Annotated in this window: 18 protein-coding genes; 4 read left to right on the top strand and 14 right to left on the bottom strand. The window is 74.4% G+C overall.

Going from position 1 to position 15,050, the window contains the following annotated elements; all coding sequences use genetic code 11:
- Positions 1–50: 50 nt before the first annotated feature.
- Genes FB388_RS39865 through FB388_RS10090 form a run of 6 tightly spaced genes read right to left on the bottom strand, consistent with a single transcriptional unit; the run spans position 51 to position 6,177 of the window.
- Positions 51–1,229, bottom strand: coding sequence for a M20 family metallopeptidase (locus tag FB388_RS39865; protein ID WP_246121794.1), 1,179 nt, complete (start codon positions 1,227–1,229; stop codon positions 51–53).
- A complete protein-coding gene (locus FB388_RS39860) occupies positions 1,226–2,230 on the bottom strand; it encodes a ketopantoate reductase family protein (protein ID WP_211361842.1) in 1,005 nt (334 codons plus the stop codon). The genes FB388_RS39865 and FB388_RS39860 overlap by 4 nt, the downstream gene beginning before the upstream one ends.
- Positions 2,227–2,988, bottom strand: coding sequence for an SDR family NAD(P)-dependent oxidoreductase (locus FB388_RS10105; RefSeq protein ID WP_142099711.1), 762 nt, complete (start codon positions 2,986–2,988; stop codon positions 2,227–2,229). The genes FB388_RS39860 and FB388_RS10105 overlap by 4 nt, the downstream gene beginning before the upstream one ends.
- Positions 2,985–4,277, bottom strand: coding sequence for an MFS transporter (locus FB388_RS10100; RefSeq protein WP_142099709.1), 1,293 nt, complete (start codon positions 4,275–4,277; stop codon positions 2,985–2,987). Before FB388_RS10100 ends, FB388_RS10105 begins: the two co-directional genes overlap by 4 nt.
- A complete protein-coding gene (locus tag FB388_RS10095; RefSeq protein WP_142099707.1) occupies positions 4,274–5,173 on the bottom strand; it encodes a polysaccharide deacetylase family protein in 900 nt (299 codons plus the stop codon). The genes FB388_RS10100 and FB388_RS10095 overlap by 4 nt, the downstream gene beginning before the upstream one ends.
- A complete protein-coding gene (locus FB388_RS10090) occupies positions 5,170–6,177 on the bottom strand; it encodes an Lrp/AsnC family transcriptional regulator (RefSeq protein ID WP_142099705.1) in 1,008 nt (335 codons plus the stop codon). The genes FB388_RS10095 and FB388_RS10090 overlap by 4 nt, the downstream gene beginning before the upstream one ends.
- 112 nt (positions 6,178–6,289) lie before the next feature.
- Here FB388_RS10090 and FB388_RS10085 point away from each other — a divergent pair, with 112 nt between their 5' ends.
- Entirely contained in the window at positions 6,290–7,096 is an 807-nt protein-coding gene (locus FB388_RS10085) for an SDR family NAD(P)-dependent oxidoreductase (RefSeq protein WP_142099703.1), read from the top strand.
- Here the strand turns inward: FB388_RS10085 and nadC are convergent.
- From nadC to nadA, 3 genes are read right to left on the bottom strand one after another with little or no spacing between them, the layout of a single operon-like run.
- Positions 7,093–7,983 carry a carboxylating nicotinate-nucleotide diphosphorylase gene (gene nadC / locus FB388_RS10080; protein WP_142099701.1) on the bottom strand — a complete coding sequence of 297 codons (891 nt, stop codon included), beginning with the start codon at positions 7,981–7,983 and terminating at the stop codon, positions 7,093–7,095. The two genes, FB388_RS10085 and nadC, sit on opposite strands and share 4 nt — an antisense overlap.
- Positions 7,980–9,569, bottom strand: a complete 1,590-nt coding sequence (locus FB388_RS10075; protein ID WP_142099699.1) for an L-aspartate oxidase — start codon at positions 9,567–9,569, stop codon at positions 7,980–7,982. The genes nadC and FB388_RS10075 overlap by 4 nt, the downstream gene beginning before the upstream one ends.
- Complete coding sequence (gene nadA, locus FB388_RS10070; protein WP_142099697.1) at positions 9,566–10,573, bottom strand: quinolinate synthase NadA; 1,008 nt, start codon at positions 10,571–10,573, stop codon at positions 9,566–9,568. The genes FB388_RS10075 and nadA overlap by 4 nt, the downstream gene beginning before the upstream one ends.
- Before the next feature lie 150 nt (positions 10,574–10,723).
- Here nadA and FB388_RS10065 point away from each other — a divergent pair, with 150 nt between their 5' ends.
- Positions 10,724–11,431, top strand: coding sequence for an NUDIX hydrolase (locus FB388_RS10065; protein ID WP_142099695.1), 708 nt, complete (start codon positions 10,724–10,726; stop codon positions 11,429–11,431).
- Between the two features lie 4 nt (positions 11,432–11,435).
- Positions 11,436–12,119 (top strand): LON peptidase substrate-binding domain-containing protein, encoded by a 684-nt coding sequence (locus FB388_RS10060; RefSeq protein WP_142099693.1) that lies wholly within the window; start codon positions 11,436–11,438, stop codon positions 12,117–12,119.
- On the opposite strand, the gene FB388_RS10055 is transcribed toward FB388_RS10060, so the two are convergent.
- Positions 12,030–13,052, bottom strand: a complete 1,023-nt coding sequence (locus FB388_RS10055; protein ID WP_142099691.1) for a DMT family transporter — start codon at positions 13,050–13,052, stop codon at positions 12,030–12,032. The two genes, FB388_RS10060 and FB388_RS10055, sit on opposite strands and share 90 nt — an antisense overlap.
- 25 nt (positions 13,053–13,077) lie before the next feature.
- Between FB388_RS10055 and FB388_RS10050 the strand changes: the two genes are divergently transcribed.
- On the top strand, positions 13,078–13,602 hold the full coding sequence (locus tag FB388_RS10050) for a CGNR zinc finger domain-containing protein (RefSeq protein WP_142099689.1): 525 nt from the start codon (positions 13,078–13,080) through the stop codon (positions 13,600–13,602).
- A 13-nt stretch (positions 13,603–13,615) separates the two neighbouring features.
- On the opposite strand, the gene FB388_RS10045 is transcribed toward FB388_RS10050, so the two are convergent.
- Genes FB388_RS10045 through bsaP form a run of 4 tightly spaced genes read right to left on the bottom strand, consistent with a single transcriptional unit; the run spans position 13,616 to position 15,050 of the window.
- Positions 13,616–14,011, bottom strand: a complete 396-nt coding sequence (locus tag FB388_RS10045; protein ID WP_142099687.1) for a PIN domain-containing protein — start codon at positions 14,009–14,011, stop codon at positions 13,616–13,618.
- A 1-nt stretch (position 14,012) separates the two neighbouring features.
- Positions 14,013–14,303, bottom strand: a complete 291-nt coding sequence (locus FB388_RS10040; RefSeq protein ID WP_142099685.1) for a type II toxin-antitoxin system Phd/YefM family antitoxin — start codon at positions 14,301–14,303, stop codon at positions 14,013–14,015.
- A gap of 20 nt (positions 14,304–14,323) precedes the next feature.
- Positions 14,324–14,887, bottom strand: a complete 564-nt coding sequence (locus FB388_RS10035; RefSeq protein ID WP_142099683.1) for a GNAT family N-acetyltransferase — start codon at positions 14,885–14,887, stop codon at positions 14,324–14,326.
- Positions 14,868–15,050 (bottom strand): biotin synthase auxiliary protein BsaP, encoded by a 183-nt coding sequence (bsaP, locus tag FB388_RS10030; protein ID WP_142099681.1) that lies wholly within the window; start codon positions 15,048–15,050, stop codon positions 14,868–14,870. Before bsaP ends, FB388_RS10035 begins: the two co-directional genes overlap by 20 nt.

Here is a 15,050-nt window from a genome sequence, read left to right as displayed (position 1 = left end):
ACCACGGAGATCGGGAGGGCTCCCGGCTCGGTGACCGCCGTGGACGGCCGTCACCCGGCGAACGCCGCGATCACCCCCGCCGCAACGGCCGCCCGCTCCACCATCCCCTCGACGCTGACGTGCTCGTGCCTCGCGTGCGCCCCGCCGCCCACGGCCCCGAGGCCGTCGAGCACCGGGAGGCCGATGGCGGCGGCGAAGTTGCCGTCACTGGCCCCGCCCACCGCCGTCTCGGGCAGGTCCACGCCGAGCTGCGCCGCCGACGCGCGTGCGAGCGCGTACATCGCCGCGATCGGCGCGGTTCGCTCCATGACCGGCCGGTTCCAGCCGCCGCTCACGGTGATCGCGGCGCGCGGGTCGTGGGCGTGCAGGCCGGCGAGCAGCGCGTCGATCCGGTCCTGCGCGGCGAGCGACGGCACGCGCACGTCGATCGACGCCTCCGCGGAGCCCGCCACCACGTTGGACCGGGTGCCTCCTCGCAGCAGGCCGACGTTGACCGTGGTGCCCTCGGCGAGGTCGGTCGCCGCGTGCAGGGTGCGGACGGCGCGGGCGATCTCGTCGATCGCGCTCGCCCCCGCGGTCGGGTCGAGCCCGGCGTGCGACTCGACCCCGCGGACGTGCACGTCGAACAGGCCGACGCCCTTGCGCGCGGTCTTCACCGCGCCACCGCCTGCGCTCGCCTCGAACACCAGCACGGCCGCGGCGTCGGCGCAGGCGGCCTCGATGAGCGGCCGGGAGAACGGGCTGCCGATCTCCTCGTCACCGGTGAGCACGAGGCGCAGCGGCGGGTGCGGTGTCCCGGCCGCCCGCAGGGCCCGGATCGCCCAGACCGCCTGCACGAGCCCCGCCTTCATGTCGAACACGCCGGGCCCCGTGACGCGGTCCCCCTCGACCCGCACCGGCCAGGAGTCGAGCGTGCCTGCGCTCCACACGGTGTCGTAGTGCGCGAGCAGCGTGAGCCCGTCGCCCACCCCTTCGTACTCCAGCACCACGACGTCCCCGTGGGCGACGGCCTCGTACTGGGTGCGCTCGACCGGCGGGCCGAGGCGGTCGGCCAGCCACGCCTCCAGGTGGGCGAGGCCCTTGGTCAGGAGCAGCGGGTCGTCGCTCGGGGTCTCGCGCTCGGCGTACTCGACGAGGTCGGCCACCATCTCGGCGCGCCGCGCGGCGAGCAGCCGGTGCAGCGCGGGGACGTCCACCGCGTCCAGTGCCGACGGGGCGGGCACGGTCATCGCCGGGCTCCCGCGAGCTCGGCGATGCGCTGCTCGGACATCGCAGCGCCTGCCTCCAGCTCGGCGATCTGCGCCACCAGGCGCTCCAGTCCGGGAACGGCGATCCCGAGCTGCGCCGCCCGGTCCAGCACCGGGCGGTAATGCGTGGGCACCTCGGTGGGCCGGTGGCGCACCGCGATGTCGCGCCAGATCCCGCTGCGGTCCTTGGCCTGGGTCCGGAGCCATGCGACGAGGGCGTCCGTTGCGGTGTCCTTCGCCGTGCCGTCGTCGCCGGCGTACGGGGCGGGGTCGAACGCGTCGAAGGGCTCCAGGGCGATCCCCTCCGCCGCGGCCACCGCGTAGACCTCGCCGGCGAGGGCGTGCATGACGCCGCGGTGCCGGTCGATCAGCTCGGCCATCGGCGCGTCGGCGAGCGCGGTGGCCACGAGCATCGCGCCGAACCCGAGCTTCGACCACAGGTACCCGGCGACGTTCCCGGTGGCCTTGGCCGGGCCCCACGCCTGCAGGTCGGCGACGACCTCACGCACCCGGGCCGAGTCGCTCCCGTCCAGCTCGCCGACGACCAGCGCGCCCAGCCCGCCGTCGCGGATCTCCCCCGGCGCAACGACGTCGGCGAACAGGTTGACGAAGGCGCCCACGGTGCGCTCCGGCCCGACCAGGGCGGCGATCGCCTGCTCGTTGAGCCCGTTCTGCAGCGAGACGACGAAACCGTCGGGCGCGAGGCGCGGCGCGATCCAGTCGAGCGCGCGGCCGGTGGCCTGCGCCTTCACGGCGAGCAGCACGCGTCCGACGCGTTCCGGCCCCGGCTCGTCCGGGGTGAGCGCGGCCGCGACCGGCGCGGCGGTGCGCTCGTCGCCGCGCCGCACGACGATCCCGCGCTCGCGGATCGCCCGGACGTGCTCGGCGTCGGCGTCCACGACGGTGACCTCGTGCCCGGCCCGGGCGAGGTGGTGGCCGAGGGTGCCGCCGATGGCGCCGGCCCCGACGATCACGTAGCTCACGTCGATCCTTCCTGCAGGAGGGTGGTGGTCGGGTGGTGGATCGGCAGCGCGGTGGTGCCCGCCGTCGCGCCGCCGTCGACGCGCAGCACCGCGCCGGTGACGAACGCGGCCTCGGCACCCGCGAGCCAGACGACGGCCGCGGCGATCTCGCCCGCCCGCCCGGGCCGCCCGAGCGGGTTGACCGCCACGGCGGCCGCGTACTCCGGCGTGACCGGGTTGACCGGGCTGTCCACCTCGACGAAGCCCGGCGCCACCGCGTTCACGCGCACGCCCCGGTCGGCGAGCTCCACGGCGCAGGCCTTCGTGGCCATCTCCAGCGCGGCCTTCGAGGTGCAGTAGTGCGCCGCACCCGGACGCGCGCGGGTGGCCGCGCCGGAGCTGATGTTGACGACGGCGGCGGGCCGCCCGGCCGCCGCGACCGCGACGGTGAGCAGCACCGGCGCCCGGACGTTGACGTGCTGCACGCGATCCCACGCGGCGGCCGTCATGTCGGCGAGCGGCGTGGCCGGGTAGATGCCCGCGGCGTTCACCAGGACGTCGACCGGCCCGGCCAGCGCGGCCGCCCGGTCGACTAGCTCCGCGCAGCCCGGGTCGGCGAGGTCGGCGACGAGCGCGTGCGCACCGAGCCGGGCCATCGCCGCGTCCAGCTCCGGACCACGGGCGTCGACACCGGTGACCGTGTCACCAAGCGCGGCGAACGCCTCCGCGACGGCCAGCCCGATGCCGCCCGCTGCGCCGGTGACCAGCACGTGCCTCACGTGAGCTCGGTCCCCTTCGTCTCGGGCATCGTCGCGTAGACGGCCACGCCGACCAGCGCGGCGACCGCCACGTACAGCCAGACGTAGCCGCCCAGCCCGTTCGCGCTCATCCACGTGGTGATGTACGGGGCGGTGCCGCCGAAGATCGCGACGGCGAGCGCGTACGGCAGCCCGATGCCCGTGCTGCGCACCTCGGCGGGGAACTGCTCGGCCATCACCACCGCGCAGTTGGCCGAGTAGCCGGCGATCAGGGTGACGCCGATCAGCTCCACGACCAGCAGCGCCAAGAACCCGCCGACGAAGAGCAGCTGGAACAACGGCCAGGACAGCAGGACGAACCCGATCGCGAACGCGAGCAGGGTGGGCTTGCGCCCGTAGCGGTCCGACAGCAGGGCCACGAACGGCAGCAGGCACAGGAAGTACGCGATCGCGATGGTGTTGGCGAGCAGCGCCTGCTGGAGCGGGATGCCGATGGCCTTGCTCGCGTAGCCGGGCATGTAGCTGATCCACACGTAGTAGGTCAGCGTGCCCGCGATCGTGATGCCGACGACGCGCAGCGCGGCGACCGGGTGCTCGGTGAGCATGCCGACGATCGGGTGCCGCCCCTGCGTACGGCCCTCGCCGCTGGCCCGCTGGAAGCTCTCGGTCTCCTGGACGCTCACCCGCAGCCACAGCCCGACCAGCCCGAGCAGGCCGCCGATGCCGAACGCGACGCGCCAGCCCCAGGACTGCATCGCCTGCTCGCTGAGCGTCGAGGTGAGCACGAAGCCCATGAACGACGCGATGAGCGCGCCCGCCCCGACCGACACCTGCTGCCACGAGCCGGCGAACGCCCGCCGCCGCGGCGCGGCCGACTCCACGAGGAACGACGAGGACGAGCCGAACTCGCCTCCCGCGGAGAAGCCCTGCACGAGCCGGGCGAGCAGCAGGATCAGCGGCGCGGCGATGCCGATCGCGGCGTAGGTCGGGGTGATCGCGATGACGAACGCCGCCCCGGCCATCAGGCTGATCGTGAGCATCAGCCCCTTCTTGCGGCCGTGCCGGTCGGCGTACGCACCGAGCACGGCGCCGCCGATCGGGCGCATGACGAACCCGACGGCGAACACGGCGAGGGTCGACAGCAGCGCGGCCGTCTCGTCGCCCGGCGCGAAGAACTGACCGGCGAAGACCGGCGCGAGGGTGGCGTAGACGGCCCAGTCCACCCACTCGACGGTGTTGCCGATCGAGCCGGCGACGATCGCCTTGCGCTGGACCGGGGTGAGGCGGGTGCCGATGGCGGCTTCGGTCATGGTCGGTTCTCCTGGTCGAGCAGGTCGGCGGCGAGCGCCGCGATCTCGGCGTGGGTGGCGAACCAGACGTCGGTGTGGCCCGCGATGTGGGCGATCAGCTCCCGCAGCACGACCAGGCGGGACCGGTGGCCGATGACGTGCGGGTGCAGGGTGAGCTGGAACAGGCCGCCCTCGGCGCGGGCGGCGTCGAACTCGTCGCGCCAGATCTCGAGGAGCGCGCGGGGCGGGGTGTAGGGGCGCAGCGCGCCGTAGCGCTCCATCATCAGGTACGGGGCGTCGTCGCGGATCCACTCGACCGGGATCTCGACGATGCCGGTGCGGCGGCCGTCGGCGAGCAGCTCGTAGGGCTCGTCGTCGGCCATCAGGGACGAGTCGTAGCGCAGCCCCAGCTGCTCGATGATCGCGAGCGTGTTGTCGGAGAAGTCCCAGCTCGGGGTGCGGATGCCGACCGGGCGGGTGCCGGAGAGCTTCTCCAGGACGTCCAGCGCGCGGCCGGTGAGGTCGAGCTCGTCGGCGCGTTCGAGCAGCATGTTGCGCTCGTGGATCCAGCCGTGGACGGCCACCTCGTGCCCGCCCGCCGCGTAGGACTCCACCTCGTCGGGGTGCAGCAGTGCCGACACCGCGGGCATGAAGAAGCTGGCGCGCACGCCGTACTCCGCCAGCAGCGCGAGGATCTTGGGGGCCGCCACCCGGGCGCCGTACTCGCCCTGCGCGAGCTTGCCGGGCCGGGTCTCGGCGTCGCGGAGCGGGATCGTCTCGTGGTCGGAGTCGAACGAGAGCGCGACGGCCACGCGCGCCCCTCCCGGCCAGCTCGCCGGCACGAGCCGCTGCCCGGCTCGCACCCGGTGCACGTGGCCCCGCCAGGTGGGCTCGTCCCACTGCCACGGTTCGGTCATGCGATGCGCTCCCTCGTGCCGTCGGGGTTGATCCGCACGTAGGCCCGCTTGAGGGTGCGGGCCTGCAGCGTCATGTCGGCCGCGCGCACGCCAGGGAGCGCGCCGACGACGTCGGTCAGGTACTGGTAGAGATCGCCGTAGCCGGGCAGCAGGCCGTGCAGGCAGAGGTTGAACCGGCCGGTGGTGGCGCTGACGTACTGCGTGGACGGGTGCTTGGCCAGCTGCGCGCCCACGTTCTCCAGCTCGCCGGGCTCCACCGACAGCCACTGCATGAACTCGACCCCGAGGCCGATCAGCCGCGTCTCGAACAGCGTGCGGAACCGCAGGCAGCCGCGGCGCACCAGCGACTCCACCCGCCGCGCCGCCGTCGACTCGCTGACGCCGCATGCGGCCGCGAGCTGCGCGTAGCTCGCGCGGCCGTCGGCGGCGAGCAGGCGGGCGATCGCGAACTCCTGCTCGGTGAGCCGCTCCGGCTCGCTCCACTCGCGGTGCCCGGTGCGCGCGCCGTCGGGGCGCAGGAGCGCCACGGCCTCCGGGGTGAGCAGGCCGGTGTCCCACTCCTCAACCGCGGAGAACTTGCGGACGACCACCATCGACTCGGTCTCGGTGATGTCGTCGGGACACGGCAGGTCGTCGACCAGCACGCGGGTGACGTCGTGGTGGTCGCGGACCACCACCTCCGCGGCCACGTCGGCGCTGCCGGTGACGACCGTGACGAAGCGGGCCTCGGGCAGGTCGGCCAACGCCCCCGCCACGGAGTTGGCGGCACCGGGCCGGCAGCGCATCCGGACCATGAGCGAAATCCCGAGACCGCACCGCAGGTGGTCCAGCACGCCGGTGACGCCGACGAGCCCGGAGTCGATCAGCTGCTGCCCGCGCCGCGCCACCGTCGACTCCGGCGCGCCGAGCGCCCGGGCGACCTGGGTCCAGGACGCGCGGCCGTTCAGCTGCAGCGCGGCGACGAGCCGGCGGTCCAGCTCGGTCAGGCTGACGCTCTCACTCACACAGCCACTATCCGTTGAGGGATTCCGTCATGTCAAGCCCCGCTAGTGAGGGAAGACGGCACGAGCGGGAAAGTGGCTTTGCTGCAATCCGGGTGTGCGTCAGGGTGCCGGCATGACGATCAGCAGCTCCCCCCACGTCGCCATCGTCACCGGCGCCAACCAGGGCATCGGCGCCGCCACCGCCGTGGCACTCGGCCGCCGGGGTGCGGCGGTGCTCGTGGCCTACTTCCGTCCGGGCGACGACGAGGGCCAGCCCGCCGAGTACAACCGCCTGCGCCGCGGGGACGCCGCCGACGTCGTCGCGGAGATCGAGCGGGCCGGCGGCACGGCGTGCGCGGTGGAGGCCGACCTGCGCGACCCGGGCAGCCCGGCCCGGCTGTTCGACGCCGCCGAGGAGCGGCTCGGGCCGGTCGACATCCTGGTCAACAACGCGAGCGGCTGGTTGCAGGACACCTTCAGGTCCGCGGATGTCGACCGGTTCGGGCGCCCGATGCAGCCGGTCACCGCGGAGACGTTCCGGCAGCAGTTCGCCGTGGACGCGATGGCGCCCGCGCTCCTGATCGCGGAGTTCGCGCGCCGCCACCGCGCCCGCGGCGGCACGTGGGGCCGCATCGTCGGGCTCACGTCCGGCGGGCAGCACGGCTTCCCCGACGAGGTGTCCTACGGCGCGGCCAAGGCGGCTCAGGAGAACTACACGATGTCGGCGTCCGTGGAGCTCGCCCCGTACGGCGTCACCGCCAACATGGTCCACCCGCCGGTCACCGACACCGGATGGGTCAACGACGAGGTGCGCGCGGGCGTCGCCGCAAGCACCGAGCTCACCCACGTGGCCACCCCCGACGAGGTGGCCGACGTGATCGCGTGGGTCGTGTCGGAGGAGGCCCGCCTGCTCAACGGCAGTGTCCTGCGCCTGCGCTAGGGACGGAGGTCCAGGCCCAGGTCGAGGGCGCGCACGGAGTGGGTGAGCGCCCCGATCGACAGGTAGTCCACCCCGGTCTCGGCGTAGGCGCGTGCGTTCTCCAGCGCCAGGCCACCCGACGACTCCAGCTTCGTCGGGCGGTCACCGCGGCGGCGGACCGCCTCGCGGGTGCGCTCGACGTCGAAGTTGTCGAGCAGCACCAGCTCGGCCCCGAGCGCGAGCACCTCGTCGAGCTGGTCGAGGGTGTCCACCTCCACCTCGTACGGGAGGTCGGGCGCCGCGGCCCGGGCCGCCTCCAGCGCCGCGCCGACCGAACCGGCGGCCGCCACGTGGTTGTCCTTGATCAGGACGGCGTCGCCGAGGCCGAGCCGGTGGTTCACGCCCCCGCCGCAGCGCACCGCGTACTTCTCCAGCAGCCTCAGCCCGGGCAGGGTCTTGCGGGTGTCGCGGATGCGCGCGCCGGTGCCGGCCACGGCGTCCACCCAGGCCGCCGTCGCCGTCGCGACGCCGGAGAGGTGGCAGAGCAGGTTGAGCGCAGTGCGCTCGGCGGTGAGCAGCCCCCGCACCGGGGCCCGGACGGTCAGGGCCGAGTCGCCTGCTGCGAGCCGGTCGCCGTCGGCGCGGGTGTCCAGCACCTCGTACTCGCCGACGACCTCGTCGAGCACCGCGCGCACCGCGGGCAGGCCGGCCAGCACGCCGGGCTCGCGCGCGGCGAAGGCCGCGACGGCCACGGCGTCGGAGGGCACGGTGGCCGCGGTCGTGGCGTCCGGGCCGTAGCGCAGGTCCTCCTCCAGCGCGGTCGCGACGACGCGCCGCAGATCGGCGAGGTCGGGGCCGACCAGCGCGGAGCTTGCGGAGCGCGCATCGACACCAGCCGTCCCGGTCATGCCGCCACCGCCGTTCCAGTTCGTACGACCGGCCGGCCGGTCGGGTCCAGGGTGAGTTCGAGGCTCGCACGTTGCCACCGGTCGTCGCGCTCGGGGAAGTCGGTGCGCACGTGGCAGCCGCGGCTCTCGGTGCGGGTGCCGGCCGCGGCGAGCACGGCCTGGGCGAGCAGGGTGAGCGCGGCGTCCTCCACGCCTGCCCGGCCGGCGGGGACGCCGAGGGCGGTCGCGGCCTCGATCCGGTCGGACGCCGCGGCGATCCCGGCTGCGTCGCGGCCGATGCCGGCCGCCGCCGACATCGCCCGCTGCACGAGCTCGCGGGGCGCCAACGGCACCGCGGGCCACGGCACGAGGCAGTTGCCCGCCACGGGACGTGGCGTGTTCCGGTCGGCGGCCACCGCCCGCGCCGCCCGCGCCCCGATGACGAGCCCCTCCAGCAGCGAGTTGGACGCGAGCCGGTTGGCGCCGTGCAGGCCGGTGCGGGCCACCTCGCCTGCGGCGTAGAGCCCCGGGACGGACGTGCGGCCGTGCAGGTCGGTGACCACGCCGCCGCACGCGTAGTGCGCGGCAGGCGTGACCGGGATGGGCTCGCGCCCCGGATCGATCCCCGCCGCGCGGCAGGCCGCGTGGACGGTCGGGAACCGCCGCGCGAAGTCCGGGATGGCCGTCGCGTCGAGGTGCACGCAGTCGGCGCCGGTGGCGGCGAGCGTGTGGCTGATGGCCTTCGCGACGACGTCGCGCGGCGCGAGCTCGGCGAGCGGGTGCACGCCGGTCATGAACCGCCGGCCCGCGCGGTCGAGCAGCAACCCGCCCTCGCCGCGCACGGCCTCGGTGACCAGCGGTCGCCTGCCCACCGCAGGCCCGGTGTAGAGGACGGTGGGGTGGAACTGCACGAACTCCACGTCGGCCACGGCGGCGCCCGCCCGCAGCGCGAGCGCCAGGCCGTCGCCGGTGGCCGTGGCCGGGTTCGTCGTGCTCAGGTAGAGCTGGCCGTAGCCACCGCTCGCCAACAGCACGGCGGGCGTGCGCAGCACCCCCGGCCGGCCGGCGTCGTCGAGCACCGCGAGCCCCGCCACCGCGCCGCGCTCGTCGCGCAGCGCGTCGACGGCGACGTGCCCGGGAAGCAGCGGGAGCCGCCGGTCGGTCGTGGCGGCCAGCAGGGCCCGTTCCACCTCGGCGCCGGTGGCGTCACCGCCCGCCGGCACCACGCGGAACGCCGAGTGCCCGCCCTCGCGGGTGCGGGCGAGGCGGCCGTCTGCGTCGGAGTCGAACACCGCGCCCCGCGCTCGGAGCCGGGCGACGGCGGCCGGGCCGTCGTAGAGGATCTCGGTGACGGCGGCGGCGTCCGACAGGCCCGCCCCGGCGGTGAGGGTGTCGGCGACGTGCGCCTCGACGGTGTCGCCCGGCACGTCCCCCAGCACCACGGCGATGCCGCCCTGCGCGTAGCGGGTGGAGCCTGCGTCGACGGCGTCCTTCGTCACGACGACGACGCGGAGGCCGAGCTCGGCGGCGTCGAGGGCCGCGGTGAGCCCGGCGACCCCGGACCCGACGACGACGAGGTCGGCCGCCGCCTCCCACCCGGCGTTCACTCGCCGCCCCCCGGCTGCCCGATCTCGATCATCCGCTGCACCGCGGCGCGGCCGCGGGCGGCGAGCTCGGGGTCGACGTGCACCTCGTCGCGGCCCTCGCGCAGCGCGCGCAGCAGCTTCTCCGGGGTGATCATCTTCATGTACCGGCAGGACGCCCGGTCGTTGACCGCGCGGAAGTCGATCTCGGGCGCGGCCCGGCGCAGCTGGTGCAGCATGCCGACCTCGGTGGCCACGAGCACCGACTTCGCCTTCGAGCTGCGGGCGGCGTCGAGCATCCCGCCCGTCGAGAGGATCTTGACCCGGTCCGCGGGGACCGCGCCGGTCCCGGCGAGGTAGAGCGCGGAGGTCGCGCAGCCGCACTCCGGGTGGACGAAGAGCTCGGCGTCCGGGTTGGCCTGCGCCTTCGCGGTCAGGGTCGCGCCGTTGATGCCGGCGTGCACGTGGCACTCCCCCGCCCAGACGTGCATGTTCTCCCTCCCCAGCACGCGGCGGACGTGCGCGCCGAGGAACTGGTCGGGCAGGAACAGCACCTCCTTCTCGGCCGGGATCGAGGCCACCACCTCGACCGCGTTGGACGAGGTGCAGCAGATGTCGGTCTCGGACTTCACCGCGGCCGTCGTGTTGACGTAGGAGACGACCACCGCGCCCGGGTGCTCGGCCTTCCAGTCCCGCAGCTGGTCGACGGTGATCGAGTCGGCGAGCGAGCAGCCGGCGGCGGCGTCGGGGATCAGCACCGTCTTGTCCGGGCTGAGGATCTTCGCGGTCTCGGCCATGAAGTGCACGCCGCAGAACACGATGGTCGACGCGTCGGACTCGGCCGCGATGCGCGAGAGCGCGAGGGAGTCGCCGGTGTGGTCGGCGACGTCCTGGATCTCGGGCAGCTGGTAGTTGTGCGCCAGCAACACGGCGTCGCGGCGGCGGGCCAGAGCGCGCACCTCGTCGGCCCATCCGGGTTCCAGCGACCCGCCGAGCAGGGGCTCGGCGATCGTCGGGCTTGCGGTCATGACCCCTCCTGGTTTTCGACTGTCAGTCGGAAACATGAGCGATCGTAACAGCGCGATCCCCGCCGCACCCCCTCCGCGTGACCGGGAACTCATCCCGGCGCAACCCGGAGTTCACGCCGGGTGCCGGGGGCGGCACCCTACGATCCGACCATGACGCGCCCGACCGAGCACGAGGTGCTCGCCGCGGTGCTGCAGATCCGGGACGGCTGCCTGCAGGTGCTCGCCTGGCAGCGGGGCCGCGAGCCCGACTCCGGGCGGTGGGCGCTGCCCGGAGGGCTCCTCGGCGACGACGAGGACGTCGAGCGCTCGGTCCGCCGCCAGCTCGCCGAGAAGGTCGACCTGCGCGAGGTCACCCACGTCGAGCAGCTCGGCGTGTTCAGCCGGCCGGACCGGGTGCCGGACGTCCGCCGGGTCGCCACCGCGTTCCTCGGGCTCGTGCCGTCCGACGCCGACCCGGCCGTGCCCCCTGACACCGCGTGGCACCCGCTCGCCGCACTCCCCCCGACCGCGTTCGACCACTCCGCGATCGTCGCCGACGCCCGCGACCGGCTGCGCGCGAAGCTCTCCTACACCAACCTCGGGTTCGCACTCGCCCCCCGCGAGTTCACGATCTCCGCCCTGCGCGACCTCTACGTCGCCGCTCTCGGGCACCCGGTCTCGGCCACCAACCTGCAGCGCGTGCTGACCCGCCGCCAGGTCCTCGAACCGACCGGCGAGGTCGCCCCGCCCGGACCCGCGGGCGGCCGACCTGCAGCGCTCTTCCGTTTCACCGAGCGCACCCTCCGCGTGACCGACGCGTTCGCCGTGCTGCGGCCACCGAGCGGACCCGGCGAAGCAACCCGGGTAGCCGTACCGTAACGCCGTGCCCGAGACGCTCCCGCTGTTCCCGCTGGGCACCGTGCTGCTGCCCGGGGCAACGCTGCCGCTGCACGTCTTCGAGCCGCGCTACCGGCAGCTCACCGTCGACCTCGTCACGGGCACGGTGCCCGACCGCGAGTTCGGTGTGGTCGCCGCCCGGGAGGGCTGGGCTCCCGACGAAGACGGCATCGCAGGGCTGCACACCGTCGGCTGCACCGCGCTGCTGCGCGACGCCCGGCGCCTCCCCGACGGCCGCTACGACCTCGTCACCGAGGGCTCCCGCCGGTTCCGGCTGCTCGACCTCGACGCCGACTCCAAGCCGTACCTGATGGCATCGGTCGAGCCCCTCCCCGACGAACCCGCCGACGACGCAGCGGTCGGCGAGCTCATCCGCATCCTGTCCACCGCCGCCCGCGCCGCGCACCGCCGCTACTGCGCCGCCGCGTGGAAGGCCGGCGAGTGGTCCGAGCCGGAGCCCGACGTCGAACCCGGCAAGCTCCCCCACGTCCTGGCGTCCGACTGCCTGCTCCCCGTCGGGGACCGGCAGCGCCTGCTCGAGCTGACCTCCCCGGTCGATCGGCTCCGGCTGGTGCGCGTGCTACTGGCGCGCGAGGCCAGCCTGCTCTCCCAGCTCCGCGCGATCCCCGCGCCGATCACCACCTACGCCGTCGACCACAGCGTCAACTGACCGACCGGCGCGACGCGCCAGCGCGACCTGCGCCACCGCTATCCCGGCGAGCATCACCGCCCCGCCGACCACCTGGCCGGCCGCGAGCCCCTCCCCGAGGACCACGTAGGCCAGCCCGGCGCCCACCAGCACCTCGAGGGTCAGCACGAGGCTCGCCGCGGTCGGGGGCAGCAGCCGCTGCGCGGCCACGGCCAGCAGCACGCCCGCGGCCGTGCCGACCAGCCCGACCCACGCCACCAGCAGCACGACGGGCACGGCGACGCCGTTCAGGTCGACGTCCCGGGCGAGCGCGGCGAGCGGGAACGGAGCGACCGCACCGGTCAGGAGCAGGGCGCCGGAACTCACGGTCGTGCCCCACGCCGCCAGCACCAGCGGGTCGTGCCTGCGCAGCCCCCGGTCGGCCAGCACGAAGCGGGACGCCATGGTGACCGCCGCGAGCAACCCGAGCACGAACCCGAGCCCGTCCAGCGTGAACCCGGCCCACACGCGGCTCACCATCCCGAGCCCGACCAGCGTGCCCATGATCCCGACCCACACCAGGCCCGACACCGGCTCGCGCCGCACGAACCGCACCCACAGCGCCACCAGCACCGGGGCCAGGTACTCCAGCAGCAGCGCCACCCCGACCGACAGCCGGGACAGCGACATCATGAAGACGACCTGGTTCGCAGCCAGGCTGATCAGGCCGTACGCGCCGATCAGCCACCAGTCCCGGCGTGCGACCCGCACCCGGCCGCGGCGCACCAGCAGCGCCACGGCCATCAGTGCCACGGCGGCGACCAGCAGGCGCGCCTGCACCACGTTCACGGCCGGCAACCCGGTGGTCCCGAGCGCCTTCATCGCCGCCGCCGCGCTGCCCATCGCCAGCGCGGCGCCGAGCGCCAGCCACAAGCCCACGAACCGACCTGTCGAGCGCTGCACGCTGGTGGTCATGCACCCACCTTGATGTAATGCCCTAGTGCAGTTCAACCCTTACGGAGGTACGGCAGCGCAGCTCGCGGTCGCCCTCGTGAACGCCGGTCCCGCCGCCACCCCGGACGCCGTCGACGACGTGCTGACCACCTACGACTACCGGCCCGCCGAGGACGTCGGCCCCACCGAGGTCCTCGAGCTGGCGGAATGGGCCGGCCGGCTGGGTGCCGTCTTCGCCGAGACCGACGTGGGCCGGCGCGTCCAGCTGGTCAACGCGCTGCTCGCCGACGTCGCGGCCCCGCCCTACATCTCCCAGCACGACGGGCGCGCTCCGCACTTCCACTACGCCGAGCACGACGCGCCGCTCGTGCACCGCATCAAGGCCTACACGGCGGGCGGCCTCGCCCACGCCCTCTGCGACGACCCCGACCGCATCGGCCGGTGCGACCGCCCCGGATGCGGCGCCGTCTTCGTCGACACCTCGCGAAACGGCAGGCGCCGCTTCTGCACCACACGCTGCGCCAACCAGACCCACGTGGCCGACCACCGCAGGCGCCGCCAGGACGGATGAGCTGCGGTATCGATCAGGCGGAACGCTTCACCGGCACGACGTCGACGAGTCGGTCGGCACCCAGGAAGCCGAGCGGATTCGCGGTGAGCAGCGGCACCCGGGCCGCGGCAGCGGTCGCTGCGATCTGCAGGTCGAGGCGGCGCGGTCGCGGGTTGCGTCCGGCGGCCCGGACGAGCGTTGCGAGAACGCCGTAGAGCTTCGCCTCCTCGACGCCGAACGGGAGGATCTCGTAGTCCGCGAGGACCCGGCGCAGGCGGGCCTCCCGACCCTCGGAGTCCTGACCCGTGTTCAGACCGAACGCCAGCTCGCCGACACTCACGGCACTCACCACGGCGACCCGGTCCTCGTAGTCGGAGAGATCCAGCGCTTCGGCCTCGATGAGCACGCATGTGTCCAGTAGGACGTACATCTCAGTACTCGATGCGGTCGTCGCCGAAGATCAGGTCGTCCGCCTCCCGATCGCGGTGCCACTGCTCCACGTCGATCGGCGGCAGCTGCCGGAACTGGTCCTGCAGCTCCCGCACGGTGTACCGCTTCTTCCTCGGATTGTCCCCGTGCGGCACCAGGTCGGCGACGGGCTTGCCGTTGCGGGTGATGACGAAGCTCTCGCCCGCCTCGACCCGGCGCAGGATCTCGCCGCTGTCGTTGCGCAGCTGCCGTTGGGGGATGATCTCGGGCACGCTCAACCGTAGCAGCTTCATGCTACGGAACCGCTACAGCCTCATATCTCCAGGCCGTTGCGCTCCACCAGGCACCCATCGGGCCATTCGGCGAGCGAGGCGCGCACCTCCCGCACCATCGACACCCCGCCGTACACCTGCACCCGGCCGTCCGCGCGGATCATCCGCGTGCCGCCGGACGCGCGAACCCAGCCGCACCGTTCATAGAACGGCGCGACGTGCTCCCCGCAGGTGAGGTAGCCGAACGGGACGTCGAGGTCCACGAGCACGCCGTCGGCGCGCCACAGCAGCTCGCGGCCGAGCCCCGTGCCCCGCTCCGCCGGCGCCACGGCGACCAGCCCGACGTCACCCACGAGCACCGAGACGTCCCGCTCTGGCACGCGCAGGAACCGGCGCAGGACGCCCACGTGCGCCACCGCGCGGCCGGCCCGCCAGGCGACCAGCCGCAGCTCCGGGCGGCCGCTCGACCAGCTGCGGATGCCCGTGAACTCCGTGGACCGGGGGAAGGCCTGCGCCAGCAGCTCGGCGAGCAGGCCGTGCTCGTCGGCCGTGACGTCGTCCTCCCAGGAACACGCCCAGGAGGGCTCAGCGGCTCGTGCGCTCACCGTGCCGGCTGCAGCGGGCCGTCCAGCCCGTCGGGGTCACCTGCACGACCATGCGCCGCGCGCACTCCGGGCAGAAGCGAGGCGGCTCCAGCACTCGCCGGTCGGCGCAGCGCGCGTGCACGCCCGCCGCTCCGGCCGGCTTCCCGCACTGGTCGCAGAACAC

Origin of the sequence: Pseudonocardia cypriaca (assembly GCF_006717045.1) — a bacterium.
Classification (GTDB): Bacteria; Actinomycetota; Actinomycetes; order Mycobacteriales; family Pseudonocardiaceae; genus Pseudonocardia; species Pseudonocardia cypriaca.
Note: the sequence above shows the minus strand (reverse complement) of the source record. Positions and strands in the feature narration are given on the sequence as shown.